At 69.0% G+C, this 18190-nt stretch carries 13 protein-coding genes; 9 read left to right on the top strand and 4 right to left on the bottom strand.

Annotation, left to right across the window (positions count from 1 at the left end; translation table 11 throughout):
• Positions 1-45: 45 nt before the first annotated feature.
• The 4 genes from QMG61_RS04430 to QMG61_RS04415 are packed head-to-tail and all read left to right on the top strand — an operon-like array spanning position 46 to position 5417.
• The gene (locus tag QMG61_RS04430; protein ID WP_283493118.1) at positions 46-1008 is read left to right on the top strand and encodes an aldo/keto reductase; all 963 of its coding nucleotides are present in this window, start codon (positions 46-48) and stop codon (positions 1006-1008) included.
• 42 nt (positions 1009-1050) lie between these two features.
• On the top strand, positions 1051-1698 hold the full coding sequence (locus tag QMG61_RS04425; RefSeq protein WP_283493117.1) for a TetR/AcrR family transcriptional regulator: 648 nt from the start codon (positions 1051-1053) through the stop codon (positions 1696-1698).
• Between the two features lie 9 nt (positions 1699-1707).
• On the top strand, positions 1708-3441 hold the full coding sequence (locus tag QMG61_RS04420; RefSeq protein WP_283493116.1) for an ABC transporter ATP-binding protein: 1734 nt from the start codon (positions 1708-1710) through the stop codon (positions 3439-3441).
• On the top strand, positions 3438-5417 hold the full coding sequence (locus QMG61_RS04415) for an ABC transporter ATP-binding protein (protein WP_283493115.1): 1980 nt from the start codon (positions 3438-3440) through the stop codon (positions 5415-5417). Before QMG61_RS04420 ends, QMG61_RS04415 begins: the two co-directional genes overlap by 4 nt.
• Before the next feature lie 21 nt (positions 5418-5438).
• Here the strand turns inward: QMG61_RS04415 and QMG61_RS04410 are convergent, their stop codons facing one another.
• On the bottom strand, positions 5439-5831 hold the full coding sequence (locus tag QMG61_RS04410) for a TraR/DksA family transcriptional regulator (protein WP_283493114.1): 393 nt from the start codon (positions 5829-5831) through the stop codon (positions 5439-5441).
• A 116-nt stretch (positions 5832-5947) separates the two neighbouring features.
• Positions 5948-7519: a molybdopterin-dependent oxidoreductase gene (locus QMG61_RS04405; RefSeq protein WP_283493113.1), complete on the bottom strand. Its 1572-nt coding sequence runs from the start codon at positions 7517-7519 to the stop codon at positions 5948-5950.
• A 344-nt stretch (positions 7520-7863) separates the two neighbouring features.
• Between QMG61_RS04405 and QMG61_RS04400 the strand changes: the two genes are divergently transcribed.
• Genes QMG61_RS04400 through QMG61_RS04380 form a run of 5 tightly spaced genes read left to right on the top strand, consistent with a single transcriptional unit; the run spans position 7864 to position 16023 of the window.
• A complete protein-coding gene (locus tag QMG61_RS04400) occupies positions 7864-9579 on the top strand; it encodes a glycosyltransferase family 2 protein (RefSeq protein ID WP_283493112.1) in 1716 nt (571 codons plus the stop codon).
• Complete coding sequence (locus tag QMG61_RS04395) at positions 9576-10307, top strand: HlyD family secretion protein (protein ID WP_283493111.1); 732 nt, start codon at positions 9576-9578, stop codon at positions 10305-10307. The genes QMG61_RS04400 and QMG61_RS04395 overlap by 4 nt, the downstream gene beginning before the upstream one ends.
• A complete protein-coding gene (locus QMG61_RS04390; protein ID WP_283493110.1) occupies positions 10308-12371 on the top strand; it encodes a glycosyl hydrolase in 2064 nt (687 codons plus the stop codon).
• Between the two features lie 49 nt (positions 12372-12420).
• A complete protein-coding gene (locus tag QMG61_RS04385) occupies positions 12421-14952 on the top strand; it encodes a DEAD/DEAH box helicase (RefSeq protein ID WP_283493109.1) in 2532 nt (843 codons plus the stop codon).
• A 21-nt stretch (positions 14953-14973) separates the two neighbouring features.
• The gene (locus QMG61_RS04380; RefSeq protein WP_283493108.1) at positions 14974-16023 is read left to right on the top strand and encodes a Gfo/Idh/MocA family protein; all 1050 of its coding nucleotides are present in this window, start codon (positions 14974-14976) and stop codon (positions 16021-16023) included.
• Positions 16024-16035: 12 nt separating this feature from the next.
• Here QMG61_RS04380 and QMG61_RS04375 read toward each other — a convergent pair whose 3' ends face one another.
• Positions 16036-16569, bottom strand: coding sequence for a LysM peptidoglycan-binding domain-containing protein (locus QMG61_RS04375; RefSeq protein WP_283493107.1), 534 nt, complete (start codon positions 16567-16569; stop codon positions 16036-16038).
• A gap of 92 nt (positions 16570-16661) precedes the next feature.
• Positions 16662-18038 (bottom strand): L-serine ammonia-lyase, encoded by a 1377-nt coding sequence (locus tag QMG61_RS04370; protein ID WP_283493106.1) that lies wholly within the window; start codon positions 18036-18038, stop codon positions 16662-16664.
• Positions 18039-18190: the final 152 nt, after the last annotated feature.

Genomic DNA, 18190 nt, shown 5'->3' with positions numbered 1-18190 from the left:
GATTGATTCCTGTTTAGCACAGCCGCGCGGCCCTAGTCTGGGGTGATGGCAGAGATCGAGTATCGCGCCCTCGGCAAGTCCGGACTCATGGTGTCCACGATCGGGCTCGGCTGCAACAATTTCGGCCGGGCCGGAACCGCCACGGCCGAACAGGCGGGCACGTCGGCAGTGATCGACGCCGCCGTCGAGGCGGGTGTCACCTTGTTCGACACGGCGGACATCTACGGGGCGGAACGTGGCCTGAGCGAGACGCTGATGGGCCACGCGTTGCGCGGCAACCGGGACAAAATCGTTCTCGCCACCAAGTTCGGCATGGACATGAACGGCCTGAACGGGCCGGACTGGAACGCCAGGGGCTCCCGCCGCTACATCCGCCGCGCCGTGGAGGGATCGCTCCGGCGCCTGCAGACGGACTGGATCGACCTCTACCAGCTGCACCAGCCCGACCCACATACGCCGATCGAGGAGACGCTCGACACACTCGACGACCTCATCGGAGAGGGCAAGATCCGCTACATCGGCCATTCCAATCTCGCCGGCTGGCAGATCGCCGAGGCCGAATTCACGGCCAGGCTCGGCGCGCACCCCCGATTCATCTCCGCCCAGAATGAGTACAGCCTGCTCGTGCGCGACGCGGAAGACGAAGTGCTCCCCGCCGTGAACGCCTACGGCCTGGGCTTCCTCCCATTCTTCCCGCTCCACAACGGCCTGCTCACCGGCAAGTTCTCCCGCGCCGGCGGCCCGGAGGACAGCCGGATCATGATGATCAGGCGGCACCTCGTCGACGACGCCCCCTGGGACGTGCTCGAGGCCTACCGGGACTGGTGCGACGAGCGGGGCGTGACCATGCTCGCGGCCACGCTCGCCTGGCTGCTCGCCCAACCGGGGTTGACCAGCGTGATCGCCGGGGCAACCAGTCCGGAGCAGATTCGGCAGAACGCGACCGAAGCAACCCACTGGCGACCCAGCGCGGCCGAGGTCGCCTGGATCTCCGACCTTTTCGCCTGAACCACCTTGTGAGTGAGCGCTCACTCACATAAGATTGGCGGCATGGCCGTCAAACCAGCACGCGCGAAAGCCCTGTCCGTCGAGGACCGTCAGGCCATGCTGATCGACGCCGTCACCCCGCTGATCCTGGAGCACGGGCAGGCCGTGACCACCAGACAGATCGCGGACTGTGCCGGGATCGCCGAGGGCACGATCTTCCGGGCGTTCGGCAGCAAGGACGAGCTGATCCAGGCGGCCGTGGAACGACACTTCGATCCCGAGCCGTTCAGGCGGCAGCTCCGGCAGATCGACCCGCGCCTCCCGCTCGAGGAACGGATCCGCGCGATCGTCAGCCTGATGCGCGCCCGGTTCACGACGGTGTTCACGCTGATGACGGCGCTCGGCCGGCACGGACCCCCACCGGGGCACGAGAAGGGCCATCACGACGGCAGCGAATTCGTCGGGATCATGGCCGACATCCTCGCCGAGGACCTCGAGCGTTTCACCGTGCCCGCCGATCGCGTCGGGCAGATCATCCGGATGGTGACACTGGCGGCATCCGTGCCCCAGATCCGCAACGGGCCGGAGTTCGACGACGAGGAGATCACCGCCCTCGTCCTGCACGGCATCATGGGCGCACCTGCCCCCTCGCACCCAGCAGACCCGCACCCAGCAGACCCGCACCACGCCGACTCGCACCACGCCGTTTAGGAGAACCCGATGTTGTGGAAACTGCTTGTGAAATACCTGCGGCCCTACCGGCGCCTGCTGGCGGCGGTCGTCGTCTTCCAGCTCGCGCAGTCGATCGCGTCGCTGTACCTGCCCACCCTCAACGCCGACATCATCGACGAGGGGGTCGCCAAGGGCGACACCGGTTACATCCTCCGCGTCGGCGGGGTGATGCTGTTGATCACCTTCGTTCAGATCGTCTGCTCGATCATCGCGGTCTACTTCGGCGCGAAGGCGGCGATGGCACTCGGACGTGATCTGCGCGGCGCGGTCTTCTCCCGGGTCGGCGAGTTCTCTGAGCAGGAGGTCACCCGCTTCGGCGCCCCATCGCTGATCACCCGCTCCACCAACGACGTGCAGCAGGTGCAGATGCTCGTGCTGATGACCTCGACCCTGATGGTCTCGGCGCCGATCCTCTCCATCGGCGGCGTGATCATGGCCATCCGCCAGGACGTTCAACTGTCCTGGCTGATCGCGGTGAGCGTGCCGGTGCTCCTGGTCGCCGTCGGCCTGATCATCGTGCGGATGGTGCCGCTGTTCCGGGTGATGCAGACGAAGATCGACACGATCAACCGGGTGCTGCGCGAGCAGCTCACCGGCATCCGGGTCATTCGCGCTTTCGTGCGTGAGGACCGCGAACAGGCCCGCTTCGCCGTGGCCAACGAGGACGTCACCAACTACGCGCTGCGAGCCGGCCGGCTGATGGCGCTGATGTTCCCGATCGTGATGCTCGTGCTCAACGTCTCCAGCGTGGCCGTGATCTGGTTCGGGGCATTCCGGATCCAGGACGGCTCGATGCAGGTCGGCACGCTGATCGCCTTCCTCTCCTACCTGATGCAGATTCTGATCGCGGTGATGATGGCCACCTTCATGGCCGTGATGATCCCGCGCGCAACGGTGTCCGCGGACCGGATCGGCGAGGTGCTCGGCACCATGTCGAGTGTGGTTCCCCCGGCCAAGCCGGTGAACGCCACCGTCGGCCACGGCGAGCTCGAACTGCTCGACGTGGGCTTCGCCTACCCGGGCGCGGAGCAGCCGGTGCTCAGCAACGTGAGCTTCCTGGCCCGCTCCGGGCAGACCACCGCGATCATCGGCAGCACCGGCTCGGGCAAGACCACCCTGGTCAACCTGCTGCCGCGGCTCTTCGACGTCACGAGCGGCGCGGTGCTCGTCGACGGGGTCGACGTGCGCGAGCTGAACCCCGACCTGCTCTGGGGGCACATCGGCCTGGTGCCGCAGAAACCGTACCTGTTCTCCGGCACCGTGCGCAGCAACCTGCAATACGGCAAACCGGACGCCACCGAGGACGAACTCTGGCGGGCGCTCACCATCGCCCAGGCGAAGGACTTCGTCGCCGAGATGCCGGGGGGACTGGACTCGCCGATCGCGCAGGGCGGCACCAACGTGTCCGGCGGCCAGCGGCAGCGACTCGCGATCGCCAGGGCCCTGGTGAAACGCCCGGAGATCTACATCTTCGACGACTCGTTCTCCTCCCTCGACCTGACCACGGACGCCCGCCTGCGCGCCGCCCTCAAGACCGGGACCGACGGGGCAACGCTGATCATCGTGGCCCAGCGGGTGTCCACCATCGTCGACGCCGACCAGATCCTGGTACTCGAAGACGGCCGCGTCGTCGGCGCGGGCACCCACGGCGAGCTGCTCGACAGCTGCGAAACGTACCAGGAAATCGTGTCTTCACAGCTCACGGCGGAGGAAGCAGCATGAGCGAGGCAACCAAGGTCCAGTCGACGGCAGACCGACCGCCGGCCCGCGGGCCCGGCGGCGGGCACGGCCCGTTCGGCGGCATGAGCGCCCCGGCCGAGAAGGCGATGAACTTCGGCCCGTCCGCGAAGCGGCTGGTCGGCAAGCTCCGGCCCGAACGGCTCTGGCTCCTGCTCGTTCTGGTGCTCGCCGTGGTCAGCGTGACCTTCTCGGTGATCGGCCCCAGGCTGCTCGGCGAGGGCACGAACCTGATCTTCTCCGGCGTCGTGTCGAAGGCCCTCCCGTCCGGTGCCAGCCAGGCGGAGGTCATCGCCGGGCTGCGGGCGTCGGGAGACACCGCCAGGGCGGACATGCTCTCGGCGATGACCCTCACCCCCGGCCTCGGCATCGACTTCGCCGCGCTCTCCACCGTGCTGCTCTGGGCGATGATCCTCTACGTGCTCTCCTCCACCTTCAGCTGGATGCAGGCCTACCTGCTCAACGGGGTCGTGCAGCGCACGGTGTTCCGGTTGCGCGCCGAGATCGAGGCGAAGATCAACCGCCTGCCGCTGCGCTACTTCGACAAGGTGCAGCGGGGCGAGCTGCTGAGCCGGGTCACCAACGACGTGGACAACGTCTCGCAGAGCCTGCAGCAGTCGCTCAGCCAGATCGTCACCTCGCTGCTCACCGTGATCGGGGTCATCGTGATGATGTTCCTGCTCTCGCCGCTGCTGGCCCTGATCGCGCTCGTCACGGTGCCGCTCACCCTGGTCACCACGATGCTGATCGCGAAGCGCTCCCAGAAGCTCTTCGTTGGCCAGTGGAAGAACACCGGCGAGCTGAACGGCCAGATCGAGGAGACGTTCACCGGCCACGCACTGGTCAAGGTCTTCGGACGGCAGAAGGAGGTCGAAGAGCGCTTCACGGCCAAGAATGAGGAGCTCTACCGGGCCAGTTTCGGCGCCCAGTTCATCAGCGGCATGATCATGCCGGCGATGACGTTCATCGGCAACCTCGTCTACGTCGGCATCGCCGTCGTCGGCGGGTTGCAGGTGGCCTCCGGCGCGATGCAGCTCGGCGATGTGCAGGCCTTCATCCAGTACTCCCGGCAGTTCACCCAGCCGCTGGCGCAGCTCGGATCGATGGCCAACCTGCTCCAGTCCGGCGTCGCATCCGCGGAGCGGGTCTTCGACCTGCTCGACGCGGAGGAGCAGAGCCCGGACCCCGTTTCGGCCGGGACGCCGCCCGTCACCCACGGGCGTCTGGCCTTCGAGGACGTGTCGTTCCGCTACACCGCGGACCAGCCGCTGATCGAACAGATCAGCCTCGTCGCCGAGCCCGGCCAAACGGTCGCGATCGTCGGACCGACCGGTGCGGGCAAGACCACCCTGGTCAACCTGATGATGCGCTTCTACGAGCTGGATTCCGGCCGGATCACCCTGGACGGCGTCGACGTGGCGACGATGACCCGCGACGACCTCCGCAGCCGGATGGGCATGGTTCTGCAGGACACCTGGCTGTTCGGCGGCACGATCAGGGAGAACATCGCCTACGGCCGCCCGGATGCCTCGGAAGCGGAAATCCAGGCGGCGGCGCAGGCCACCTACGTGGACCGGTTCGTTCATTCCCTGCCCCAGGGCTATGACACGGTGCTCGACGACGAGGGCGGCAACGTCAGCGCCGGCGAGAAGCAACTACTCACGATCGCCCGGGCGTTCCTGGCCAAGCCCAGCGTGCTCATCCTCGACGAGGCAACCAGCTCGGTCGACACCCGCACCGAGGTGCTGGTGCAGCAGGCGATGAGTGCCCTGCGCGCCGACCGCACCAGCTTCGTGATCGCGCACCGTCTGTCCACGATTCGCGACGCCGACCTCATCCTCGTGATGGAGTCCGGCCGGATCGTCGAGCTGGGCACGCACGAGGAGCTGCTGGAGGCCGCCGGTGCCTACTTCGCGCTCTACAACGCCCAGTTCGCGGCCCCGGTCGCCGACGAGGTGTAGGCGCCGGCAGGCAGCACCGGATCAGGCGCGGAGGCGAGTCTCCTCGTCGCGGGCGCAGTCGATGCACAATTCGGCGGCGGGCCGGGCCTCGAGCCTTGCCCGCCCGATCGGCTCGCCGCCGCGCACGCACAGCCCGTAACTGCCGTCGCGGATGCGGTCGAGCGCGCGGTCGATCGTGGCTGCCTTGGCCTCGAACTCGCCGTGCACGCCGGAGATCCGGGACCATTCCATCGTGAGCGTCGGCCCCTCCGGGTCGTGCTCGTCGTCGGCGGTGCCGCTGTTCCGGGCGTCGATCACATCGTGGAGGGTGTGCGTGATCCGGCCGAGCGCGACGTCGAGATCGCGGCGCTCCTCCAGCAGCAGCCCCTCGAACTTCCGCAGGTCGGCCGGGGAGAGCTTCGTCTGGGTGCGCATGGCTGTCCTTTCACAGGGGTCGCCGCCGGGCGGGAACGTCCCGCGGGGAGGATTGTGCTGTTGAGGATACGCCCGGCCGGCCCGCCTGTCGCCGGGTAACCGGATCGGTGGAGAACTCAGCCGACCGTAACCGCGATGTCGGCCAGTCCGGTGGCCCCATCTGGGATCACATCCCGCACGACCGAGGTCTGCACGAGTCCCTCGGCGTCGGTGGCCCGCACCCGCAGGATGTGCCGGCCGTTCGTGGCCGTCCACTGCCAGCTCCACTGCCGCCAGGTGTCGGCCGAGATCGCCTCGGCGAGGGTCGCCACGTTCCAGGGGCCCTCATCGACCTGCACCTGCACCGAACGGATGCCGACGTGCTGCGACCAGGCGACGCCGGCGACGGTGATCGGGCCGACGGCCGCCCGGGTGTTCGAGCGGGGCACATCGATCCGGGAGGACAGCTTCACCGGGCCGCGTTCGGACCAGCCGCGGTCGGTCCAGTAGGCCGTCTCCCGGTCGAACCGGGTCACATTCAGTTCGACCACCCACTTCGTGGCGGAGACGTACCCGTAGAGGCCCGGCACGACCATCCGCACCGGGTAGCCGTGCTCGAGCGGGAGTGGGACGCCGTTCATGCCGACGGCGAGGATCGCATTGCGGTCGTCGGTCAGGATCTCGAGCGGGGTGCTCGCGGTCCAGCCGTCCTGGCTGCGGGAGAGCACCATGTCGGCGCCGGGGAGCGGCTTCGCCCGGGCCAGCAGCAGCCGGATCGGGTATCCCAGCCAGGTGGCGTTGCCGATCAGGTCGCCGCCGACGGGATTGGAGACGCAGGTGAGCGTCGTCGTGCTCTCCTCCAACGGAAGGGCGAGCAGATCGGCGAAGGTCAGTTCGACCTCCTTCTCCACCATCCCGGTGACCCTGAGGGTCCAGGACTCGGGGTCGATTCGGGGAACCTGCAGTGCCGTGTCGATTCGATAGAAGTCGAGGTTCGGTGTGATCACGGGGGACAGGCCCTCGACGTTCAGGTCGGCCCCGGCGGGGATGGGCAGGGCGGGCGTGGCCGGGGCGGGCAGGTCGAACAGTGCGCGGGCGGCGTCCGTCGCCCGGGTTCCGGCCGACACCAGCTGGCCGCCGATCACGGCCAGGAGCCCGAGGCCGGCACTCGCGCCGGTCCAGGCCAGGAATCGTCTGCGGTCCGGCCCGCTCGCCGCCGCCGAGGCGGTCGCCGAGGTGCGAGGCAGACGGGTGACCAGGACGGTGAGCATGACCGCCCCGACCACCATCGCGATCACCGACGGTAGAGCGTCAAAGGTGGCCGAGTTCGCCCGGGTGAGCACGGCGACCACCGCGAGGCCGCCCGCCGCCACGACGAGCACCCGGCCGAACGGCGGCCGACGCAACTCCAGGATGCCGGCGGCGGCGGCCAGCACCACGGCGCCCAGGGCCACGCAGATGATCAGCACCGCCTTGTCGCCGGTTCCGAACAGGCCGATGACGAGTTCCTTGACCCAGGCGGGGACGAGATCGATCACCAGGGCGCCGACGGCCAGGATCGGGCTGCCCGCCGGGGCGAGGAGAGCGGCCGCGAGCTCTGCGGAGCCCAGGCCGGCCAGCGCCGCGGAGACCCCGGCCGCGGCGGGACGCCACAGCCGGACGGCGCGCACGACGGAGCGGGAACGGGGAGGACGCTCTGGGCTGGCCATCAAATCAGCATAGATTCGGCGGCACCCGGGCGCGCCGGGGAAGTCCTTACGATTCACTGCTGATTTCGGCCAGGGTCAGGTGGGCGGGCCGAGCGCGTTTGACAGCATTTCACAGGACCGAAACCTGCCCGACACCTGCGCCAGACCGGACGCTCCTAGGGTGAGATGACCGGCACCATCCGAACCCTGCCGGCATCCGATCGCCAACGACGTCGCCGTGTAGATCCGTGCGAAGAGCAGACCACCCGCTGCCGCGTCCCCGGATCCCTCGGCCGTTGACCGGGCTGCCCTGCCCGCCTTCGACCAGATACCCCGCATCCTCTTCACCCCGAAAGAGAACCCGGATGACGACCCTTCATGCGCGACCCCAAATTCTTGTGCCCCCGCTCGAGATCGAGCCGCCACCGCCACCGCTACCGCGGCCGGCCGAGGCCACGAAGGCGCAGTCGCCGTCGCTGGTGATGCTCGTGCTGGTCGCAACCCTCGGCATCCTCGCCTACGCGAATTTCCTCCTGAACCCGGCCAGCCGCGGCGACTGGTTGCCGTATTCGATGGTCATCCTCGCGGAATCGATCCTGATCGGTCAGGCGTTGTTGTCGATGTGGACGATCCTCTCCGGTTCCCTCGACCCGCGGGACTTCGCGTTCCACCAGGCGAGGACGGCCCTCTTCCACTCCCGGGAGATCGCCAGGGACGGCTGGGGCGACACCCCTGAGCTCTGGCCGCTGCACCTGGCCGATGCCCGGGTGTCCGTCGACGTGTTCATCACCACCTATGGCGAAGACCCGGAGGTCATCCGCCGCACCGTGGCGGCGGCGGGGAAGATCAAGGGCGAGCACACGACCTGGGTGCTCGACGATGGAGACTCGGATGCCGTGCGGAGCGTGGCCGTCGAACTCGGCGCGCGCTACGTGCGGCGGCTCGGCAACGGCGGGGCCAAGGCCGGCAACGTCAACCATGCCCTGAACCTCAGCCGCAGCGACTTCTTCGTCATCTTCGACGCGGACTTCGTGCCGGACCCCGAATTTCTGGTCGAGACGGTGCCGTTCTTCGTGGAGGACACCGTCGCGTTCGTGCAGACCCCGCAGACCTACGGCAACCTGCACACCGTGATCGCCCGGGGAGCCGGCTACATGCAGGCGGTCTTCTACCGGTTCATCCAGCCCGGACGCAACCGCTTCAACGCGGCCTTCTGCGTCGGCACCAACGTGATCTTCCGCCGCACCGCCGTCGACGCGATCGGCGGCATCTACACCGACTCGAAGTCCGAGGACGTCTGGACCTCGCTCATGCTGCACGAGCGAGGTTGGCGCACGATCTACATCCCTCTGACCCTCGCGGTCGGGCAGGCCCCGGAAACCGTCGAGGCGTACACGAAGCAACAGCTCCGCTGGGCAACCGGCGGCTTCGAGATTCTGCTCAGGCACAGCCCGGTCAGTCCCCGGCGGCGGCTGACCCTCGACCAGCGGCTGCAGTACCTCGTCACGGCCTCGTTCTACCTGACCGGGATCTGCCCGCTGCTTCTGTTGCTCGTGCCGCCGCTGGAAATCTACTTCGACCTGCGCCCGATGAACCTCTCCACCACGGTGTTCACCTGGCTGCTCTATTACGCGGGGTTCTACCTGCTGCAGATCGTGCTCGCCTTCTACACGATGGGATCGTTCCGCTGGGAGACGCTGATGCTCGCGACGATCTCCTTCCCGATCTACCTGGCGGCCCTGACCAATGTGATCCTCGGCAAGGAACAGCACTGGCACGCCACGGGCAACCGCTCCGTGGCCAGTTCGCCGTTCAACTTCATGATTCCGCAGGTGTTGTTCTTCGTCTTCCTGTCGCTCACCTCGATGGTGGCGATCTGGCGAGACCTGGACAACGGCGCCCTCACCCTCGCCACAGCCTGGAATGTCACCAACACGCTCATCCTCGGGGTCTTCGTCGCCGTCGCCCTCCGCGAGGCGCGCGGGCACCGCCGCGCCCGGAGGGCGGCCCGTGCCCAGGTGCGGCGTGGGCGGGTTCCGAGGCGTGACCGGCAGGACCGGGGAATCGCGGTGGTGTCATGAGCTGGCGCAATCGACTGAGGCTCCTCGTCGGCCTGTTGAGCGTGTTCGTGCTCGTGGCCGGGCTCACGATCGTGTTCAACCAGCGTCAGGCGCAGGTGGCGAGCACGTCCGCGTCGATCGAGGCCGAGCGCTACCCGGTGGGCATCGACTATGGCGGAACGGTCATCGACCGGTTCGTTCAGGCCGGCAGCCGGGTGCGGGCCGGCGACGATCTGTTCGCGCTGCAAAGCTCGTCCCTCCAGGCCGACCTGGCCGACGGCCTGGTCAAACCGGACACGGTCGCCTACAGCGTGGCCGACGGCGGCATCATCACCCTGAAGGCGTCCGTGGACGGCACGGTCTCCGATCTCACCACCGAGCGTGGCTCGTTCGTGCAGGCCGGCCAGGTGCTGGCCATGATCGACCGCTCCGGGTCGCTCTTCGTTTCCGCCGAGTACGCACTCACCCCCCGGGACTACGCCAGGGTCGAGGAGGGTGCCCGGGTGGACATCCTGCTGCCCAATCAACGGCAGCTGAACGGTCGGATCGAGTCGATCGAGGTGCAGACCGCCGACGGCAGGGCCGAAACCACCGTGCGGGTGGCCAGCGACCAGCTGGTCGAGGGGGAGAACAACGGCCTGGTCGCCCGCGGCACGCCGGTCACCGCGACGATTCTGCTCCGCGACGACGGTGTCCTCGCCGGCCTGGGCGACGGCGTGAGCGACTTCCTGCGAAAGATCGGCCTGTAGATGACCACCGGGAGAACGGGGGTCGTCGGACTGCTCACCGCCGGCCTGGTGCTCGTGCTGTTCGCTCTCGCCGGGTGTTCGGCGACCGGGGCGAAGCAGGGGGCCACTGACGCCGGGTCCGAGAAACCGGAGACAAGCATCTTCCCCGACGACGAAATCGGTCCGCTGGTCGCCGGAGTCCCGTCGCGCACCGTTGCGGCACTGCCGGGGGCACGGTTGGCGGACGGGCTGATTCCGCCGACCAACCGGTGGTTCTCCGGCCTGGTGTTCGGCGACGTCTCGATGCCCGTGTTCCCCCTGCCGTTATCGTTCCAGCTGACCGGGGGCGGCTTCGCCCTCGGGGTACCCATGGTGTCGACCGGCCCGAAGGTGATCACGGGCGGCTTCACCGGCGCGATCACCGCGGATGTCGGCGCCCGCAGCCAGGTCGTCACCGCCTACGACGAGGCCTCGGTCACCATCTCGCAGCGTGGCGACGACGGCGAGATCGGCCGCACCGTGATCGCCGAGGGTTCGCCGTTCGTGAGTTTCACCGCGAGCCGGGACGTTGATCTGCGCCTGGGCACCGCGATGACCGCAGCGACCGGAGCCGAGGAGGGAGGCGGGGGCGTGTGGACGGCGCAGGTCGCCGGCACCCGCTACGGCCTGGTCTTCGACGGCGTCATGAACGGGGACGGCACCCGGTTCTCGCTCCGGGCCGGACAGGCCGCCACCTGGTACGCGGTGCCCGCCGGCGGAGCGGCGGACCGGTTCGCCGAGGCGGCCGGGCATCCGCTGGTCGGAACGAGCCTGACCTACACGGTCACGGCCGATACGGCCACGACCAGCCTGAGCTACCGCACCGCGGACGGCGGCGAGACCCTGATCGCGGCCATGCCGCACCAGTCGAACCGGGTGGGTGGAACCGACTGCTCGCTCGGCCACTACCCGAGCGTCTACGGCGAGCTGACGGTGTGCGCCGGGCCGACTCTGGCCTGGTCGGTGCCGCGGCGGGATGCGGCCGGGGCGCTCGACCTGTCCGGGCTCGACGGCGCAGCCACGGAACGACTGGCCGCGCAGGTCAGCGCGGATGTCGCCGACACCGGCACGTTCCCGGAGGACACCTACTTCGGCGGCAAGGCGCTCTACCGGGCGGCGAACCTGCTCAGCATCGCCGAGCAGGTCGGCGCCGCCGGCGCGGCCGCCCAGATCAGGAAACGACTGGTCGACGCACTCGACCAGTGGCTGGAGCCGGCCGGGTGTTCGTCCCGCACGACCCGCTGCTTCGTCTACGACCCCGCGGCGAAGGGACTCGTCGGCCTCGCGGCCTCGTTCGGGTCGGACACGTTCAACGACCACCACTTCCACTACGGCTACTTCCTCTACGCGGCCGGGGTGGCAGCCGCGAACGACCCCGAACTCGCTGCCAGGTGGGCGCCCGTGCTCAACCTTCTCGCCGCCGACCTCGCGACGAGCGGGCCGAGCGACTGGTTCCCCGAGCGGCGGGTCTTCGACGCCTACGCCGGCCACTCCTGGGCCAGCGGCACCGCCCCGTTCGGCGACGGGAACAACCAGGAGTCCAGCTCGGAGGCGGTGTCGGCGTGGAACGGCCTCGCGCTCTGGGCCGCGGCGAGCGGGCAGGCCGGGCTGCGCACGGAGGCGAGCTGGCTGCTCTCGGCCGAGGCGGCGTCCGCCCGGGCGTACTGGACCGACTTCCCCCTCGACGATCCCGTGTACACCGGGTTCGAGCACCCGATCACCTCCCTGGTCTGGGGCGGCAAACGCGACTACGCCACCTGGTTCAGCGCCGAGCCGAGCGCCATGCTCGGCATCCTCGTGCTGCCGATGAGTCCGGTCTCCGGCTACCTCGGCGCCGACCCGGCCCGGGTGCGCGCCAACCTCGCCGACGCGGCACCGAACGGGTACGACGTGCTCTTCGGCGACTACCTGCTGATGTACTCCGCGCTCGCCGGGCCGGACGATGCCGAGGCCGCGCTGGCCGCGGCGAAGGCGCTGCCGGCGGATCGTATCGACGACGGCAACAGCCGCAGCTACCTGCTCGCCTGGCTCTACAGCCGCCGATGAGCTCCGGCCGGAGCGCGCGCCCAGTGGAATAGGGCAGGATCGAAGGATCATGGCTACTCTCACCGCGCTTCCGCACGTCACCGCCCCGGACATCCTGTTCGAGGCATTCGAACTCTGGGCCGGCGGGCAGGGACTCTCGCTCTACCCTGCGCAGGAAGAAGCGGTGATCGAGATCGTGTCGGGGGCGAACCTGATCCTCAGCACCCCGACCGGCACCGGCAAATCCCTGGTGGCCGTCGGAGCGCACTTCGCCGCGCTCTCCGCGGGTAAGCGCACCTTCTACACCGCCCCGATCAAGGCGCTCGTCAGCGAGAAGTTCTTCGCCCTCGTCGAGATCTTCGGTGCCGAGAACGTGGGCATGATGACCGGCGACTCGTCGGTGAACTCGGATGCCCCGATCATCTGCTGCACGGCGGAGATTCTCGCAAACCTCGCGCTGCGCAGCGGCGAGGACACCCAGGTCGACCAGGTCGTGATGGACGAGTTCCACTTCTACGGGGACCCCGACCGCGGCTGGGCCTGGCAGGTGCCGCTGCTGCTGCTGCCGCGGGTGCAGTTCATCCTGATGTCCGCGACCCTGGGTGACGTCAGCTTCATCGCCGACGACCTCTCCAGGCGCACCGGCCGACCCACCGCGGTCGTCACCGGCGTGGAACGGCCCGTGCCGTTGCACTACTTCTACGAGACCACCCCGGTGCACGAGACGGTGGAGGACCTGCTCAAGACCGGTCAGGCTCCCGTCTACATCGTGCATTTCGCGCAGGCGGCCGCCCTGGAACGCGCGCAGGCGCTGAGCAGCGTGAAGGTGGCCACCAAGGAACAGAAGGAGGCGATCGCCGATCTGATCGGCGAGTTCCGCTTCACGACAAGCTTTGGCAAGACCCTGTCCCGGCTGATCCGGATGGGCATCGGCGTGCACCACGCCGGCATGCTCCCCAAGTACCGCCGGCTGGTCGAGCAGCTCGCCCAGCGGGGTCTGCTGCGGGTGATCTGCGGCACCGACACGCTCGGCGTCGGCATCAACGTGCCGATCCGCACGGTGCTGTTCACCGCGCTCACCAAGTACGACGGGGTGAAGATGCGCCAGCTCAACGCGCGCGAATTCCACCAGATCGCCGGTCGGGCCGGCCGAGCCGGTTTCGACACCGCCGGAACGGTTGCCGTGCAGGCACCGGACCACGAGACCGATAACCTCAAGGCCATCGAGAAGGCCGGCGACGACCCGAAGAAGAAACGCAAGATCATCCGCAAGAAGGCACCGGAGGGATTCGTCTCCTGGGGTGAGCCGTCGTTCCACCGGCTGGTCGCGGCCGAGCCGGAGACCATGGCGTCGAGCATGCAGATGACCGCGGCGATGTTGATCAATGTGATCGGGCGCGGCGGCGACGCGTACGCTCACGTCTATTCGCTGGTCTTCGACAACCACGAACCGTGGAAGCGTCAGCTCGCGCACGCCCGCCGGGCCCTCGGAATCTACAAGACGCTGCGGGCGGCGGGCATCGTGGAACAGACCGTCGATGCGCGCACCGGCCGCACCGACATCCGCCTGACCGTCGACCTGCAGCCGAACTTCGCGCTCAACCAGCCCCTGTCGCCGTTCGCGCTCGCCGCGTTCGACCTGCTCGACGTGGACCCTGCGGTGGGCTCGGGCACCGGAAACTACGCGCTCGACATGATCTCGATCGTCGAGGCGACCCTCGACGATCCTCGTCCGGTGCTGATGGGGCAACAGTTCGCCGCCCGCGGCGAGGCCGTGAACGCGATGAAGCGGGAGGGGATCGAGTACGACGAACGGATGGCGCTGCTCGAGGAGATCACCTGGCCCAAGCCGCTCGAGGAACTGCTGACCTACACCTTCGACACCTACAAGGAGTCGCAGCCGTGGATCGCCGACTTCGCGTTGCGCCCGAAGACGGTCGTGCGCGACATGTACGAGCGGGCCATGTCGTTCGGCGAGTTCATCGCCTTCTACAAGCTGGCCAGGAGCGAGGGCGTCGTGCTGCGCTACCTCTCCGACGCCTACCGGGCCGCCCGGCAGACGATCCCCGACGAGGCGAAGACGGAGGACCTGCTCGACCTGATCGAGTGGCTCGGCGAACTCGTCCGCCAGGTGGACTCGAGCCTGCTCGACGAGTGGGAGGAGCTCATCCACCCCGACCTGGCCGTGCACGAGGCGGGGGCGCACTCGGTGCTGCCGCCTGCGCCGCGCCGGCTCACCACCAACACGCGCGCGTTCCGGATCCTCGTGCGCAACGAGCTGTTCCGCCGGGTGCAGCTGGCCGCGCTCGAGCACTACGACCAGCTGGGGGAGCTCGACCGGGAGCACGGGTTCACCGCGGATGCCTGGGCCGACGCCATGGACGGCTACTTCGCCGAGCACGACGAGCTGCTCGCGGGGGCGAATGCGCGCGGCGCGAGCCTGTTGATCCTGGACGAGGGAGCGACGGTCTGGACCGCGCGGCAGATCTTCGACGACCCGGCCGGTGATCACGACTGGGGAATCAGCGCCACGGTCGACCTGGCCGCCTCCGACGAGCTCGGTGCGGCCGTGCTGAAGGTCACCGCGGTCAACCGGCTGTAGGGCTGGGCGTACGGTGGAGGCATGTCAACGCCCCACGTTTCCGACGCCCCGATCCGCACCGGCCTGATCGGGTTCGGCACCTCCGGCCGCCTCTTCCACAGCCCCTTCATCGACGCGAACCCCGAGTTCTCGCTCGACCTGATCGTGACGAAGGACCCGGCGCGGCGCGCCGCGGCTGCCGAACGGTACCCGCGGACCCGGCTGGTGGACGGAACCGACGACCTCTTCGCGGAGGCCGACAACCTCGACCTGGTCGTGATCGGTTCGCCGTCGGGCACCCATGTGGAACTCGCGAACCGGGCGCTCGACGCGGGCCTTGCCGTCGTCGTCGACAAGCCGTTCGCGGTGACGAGCCGCGATGGCCGCGCCCTGATCGAGAAGGCGAACCGGCTCGGCCTGCCCCTGACCGTGTTCCAGAACCGGCGCTGGGACGGTGACTTCCTGACCTTGAAGAGCCTGCTGGCCTCCGGGAAGCTCGGCACGGTACGCCGCTTCGAGTCCCGCTTCGAGTGGTTCAAGCCCGTGCAGTCCAAGTCCTGGAAGGCGGCTGCCACGATCCATGAGGGCGGCGGCGTACTCTTCGACCTCGGCGCGCACCTGATCGACCAGGCCCTGGTGCTGTTCGGGCCGGTCGACGACATCTACGCCGAGACTCTCATCCGACGCCCGGGCGGGACAGCGGACGACGACACGTTCGTGGCGCTGCACCACGGCTCCGGGGTGCGTACGCACCTGTGGATGAACGGGCTCGCGGCGCAGGTCGGCCCGCGGTTCCGCGTGCTCGGCTCCGAATCCGGCTACACGAAGTGGGGACTGGACGGCCAGGAGGAAGCCCTCAAGGGCGGCGCTCGCCCGACCGACCCCGGCTTCGGCGTCGAGGACGAGTCGACCTGGGGCGTGCTGGGACTCGACGGCGATCTCACCCCGGTTCCGGCCGAGAACGGGAGCTACGTGTCGTTCTACACCGGTCTCGCGGATGCCCTGCTCCGGGGCGCTCCGATGCCGGTCGACCCGGAGGACTCCCTCACGGTGATCAGCATCATCGAGCGGATCAACCGGCTCACGCACTAGACGGCACGCCGGTCAGCGCTGGGCGGTCCAGTCCAGGTTGATCTTGTCGCGGATGTAGATGTTCTCGCCGAGGCCCGACACCGCGGTCGGGTTCATCCGCAGCAGTTGCTGCACCGGAACGTCGAAGCGCTGTGCGATGGCGAAGAAGTCGTCACCCTCGACGACGGTGTAGACGAGCAGGTTCCCGGCGCCGTCCGTGGTCGCCGACCCCTCGGCGCCGGCGGTTGCGCCCAGGTCGACCGCCGGACCCTCGGGGATCGGCTCGGCCGGCACGGCATCCGCGTTCGGGGTCGTCTCCGGCGCGGGCGGATTCGGGATGATCTCCGGGGCCGTCGGTGTCGGGGTGGGTGTGGGTGTGGGTGTCGGGGTCGGCGTGACCAGCACGGTCGCCGTGACGACCGGTGCCGGGGGAGTCGAGCACGCGGCGAGGGCCGGGAGCAGCGCCAGCGAGGCGAGGACGGCCACCGCGGCCCGGGCGAGCGCCTTCCCGGTGTCGTTCGTCGTGGTCGTGTCGCGCGGCTCGTGCCGCAGCATTGTCGTGCGCATGATGTTCCCCCCGGAGACGGCCGGTTTCAAGACCGACGTTGGGCCAGTTTAGGCCTCACGCCCCGGATGTCCATGCCCGGGCGTTCGCGCAGTCAGCACTCGATGACGTTGACCGCGAGGCCGCCCTCGCTGGTCTCCTTGTACTTGGTCATCATGTCCAGCCCGGTCTGGCGCATCGTCTCGATCACGGTGTCGAGGGAGACGAGGTGGGTGCCGTCACCGTGCAGGGCGAGCCGGGCCGCGGAGACGGCGGTGGACGACGCGATCGCATTCCGCTCGATGCAGGGCACCTGGACGAGCCCGCCGACCGGGTCGCAGGTCAGGCCGAGATGGTGTTCCATGGCGATCTCGGCCGCGTTCTCGACCTGGCGAGGGGTGCCGCCGAGCACGGCGCAGAGGGCGCCCGCCGCCATGGCACACGCGGAGCCGACCTCGGCCTGGCAGCCGCCCTCCGCCCCGGAGATGGAGGCATTGGCCTTGACGAGCGAGCCGATCGCCACGGCGGTGAGCAGGTAGCGGCGGATGCCGGCGGCGTTCGCTCCGGGAACGAAGCGCAGGTAGTAGTGCCCGACCGCGGGGATGATGCCCGCGGCTCCGTTGGTGGGGGCCGTGACGACCCGCCCGCCCGAGGCGTTCTCCTCGTTCACTGCCAGGGCGAAGGCGTGCAGCCACTCGGTCGAGGTGTCCCGTTCGCGCACCGGAAGGCTCTCATATTCCTCCAGCTGCATGCGCACGGCGGCGGCGCGCCGTTTCACCTTGAGTCCGCCGGGAAGGGTGCCCGTGGCGATGAGTCCCGCCTCCACACAGACGTGCATGGCGTCCCAGATCGCGTCCAGCCCGGCATTGAGCCGGTCGGCGCCGTGAATGGCCTCCTCGTTGGCACGGGCGACCTCGCAGATGGACACGTCGTGCAGATCGCAGAGTGCCAGGAGGTCGGCGCTGGACGCGTACGGCATGGGCGCGCTGGCGAGCGTGCGCACCTGGGCGTTGTCGCCGTCGCGACGGATGAAGCCGCCGCCGATGGAGTACCAGGTCTCCTCGAAGAGAGGCGTGGCATCCGTCTCCGCCCAGGCCCTCAGGGTGAGCGCGTTGGGGTGGCCGGGCAGCCGGGTGCGGGGTTCGAAGCTGATGTCAGTCTGCCGGATCGGAATGGGGTGGCTGCCGGCGAGGAGGAGGGTTGCACCCTCGGCGAGGCCTGACCAGGCGTGCCGCACCGCGTCGGGGTCGCAGGACTCCGGTTCAAGCCCGGCGAGGCCCGCCAGGATCGCGTCCGGCGTGCCGTGGCCGAGCCCGGTGGAGCCGAGCGAACCGTACAGCGAACAGCTGATCCGGGCGACGTCGCCCAGACGGCCGGTCTCGGCCAGGTGGGAGGCGAAGGTGAGGGCGGCCCGCATCGGACCGACCGTGTGGGAACTGGATGGACCGATTCCGATGGAGAAGAGGTCGAGTGCCGAGACGTACGCTGTCATCCGACCATCGTACGGCGGGAGGCCGGTCCCGGCGGGAGGTCGTGCTGCGGCTCGCGGCGCGCGGCGCGCTCGCGGCTCCGGCAGCCGTGGCGTCGCGGCCCGCGTTAGTGAAGCGGGCACCCCGAGGGACGCGTGCCCGCTTCCGGTACGCG

Source organism: Cryobacterium sp. PH31-AA6 (assembly GCF_030063195.1).
Classification (GTDB): domain Bacteria; phylum Actinomycetota; class Actinomycetes; order Actinomycetales; family Microbacteriaceae; genus Cryobacterium.
The sequence above is the reverse complement of the archived record's forward strand: the minus strand, read 5'-3'. Positions and strand labels throughout refer to the sequence as shown.

Excerpts from the sequence above, each read along its gene's own strand:
- QMG61_RS04415 (WP_283493115.1), top strand. The coding sequence starts at position 3,438 with ATGAGCGAGGCAACCAAGGTCCAGTCGACGGCAGACCGACCGCCGGCC.
- QMG61_RS04395 (WP_283493111.1), top strand. The coding sequence starts at position 9,576 with ATGAGCTGGCGCAATCGACTGAGGCTCCTCGTCGGCCTGTTGAGCGTG.
- QMG61_RS04375 (WP_283493107.1), bottom strand. The coding sequence starts at position 16,569 with ATGCGCACGACAATGCTGCGGCACGAGCCGCGCGACACGACCACGACG.
- QMG61_RS04400 (WP_283493112.1), top strand. The coding sequence starts at position 7,864 with ATGACGACCCTTCATGCGCGACCCCAAATTCTTGTGCCCCCGCTCGAG.
- QMG61_RS04385 (WP_283493109.1), top strand. The coding sequence starts at position 12,421 with ATGGCTACTCTCACCGCGCTTCCGCACGTCACCGCCCCGGACATCCTG.
- QMG61_RS04380 (WP_283493108.1), top strand. The coding sequence starts at position 14,974 with ATGTCAACGCCCCACGTTTCCGACGCCCCGATCCGCACCGGCCTGATC.
- QMG61_RS04420 (WP_283493116.1), top strand. The coding sequence starts at position 1,708 with ATGTTGTGGAAACTGCTTGTGAAATACCTGCGGCCCTACCGGCGCCTG.
- QMG61_RS04410 (WP_283493114.1), bottom strand. The coding sequence starts at position 5,831 with ATGCGCACCCAGACGAAGCTCTCCCCGGCCGACCTGCGGAAGTTCGAG.
- QMG61_RS04425 (WP_283493117.1), top strand. The coding sequence starts at position 1,051 with ATGGCCGTCAAACCAGCACGCGCGAAAGCCCTGTCCGTCGAGGACCGT.
- QMG61_RS04405 (WP_283493113.1), bottom strand. The coding sequence starts at position 7,519 with ATGGCCAGCCCAGAGCGTCCTCCCCGTTCCCGCTCCGTCGTGCGCGCC.
- QMG61_RS04370 (WP_283493106.1), bottom strand. The coding sequence starts at position 18,038 with ATGACAGCGTACGTCTCGGCACTCGACCTCTTCTCCATCGGAATCGGT.
- QMG61_RS04430 (WP_283493118.1), top strand. The coding sequence starts at position 46 with ATGGCAGAGATCGAGTATCGCGCCCTCGGCAAGTCCGGACTCATGGTG.
- QMG61_RS04390 (WP_283493110.1), top strand. The coding sequence starts at position 10,308 with ATGACCACCGGGAGAACGGGGGTCGTCGGACTGCTCACCGCCGGCCTG.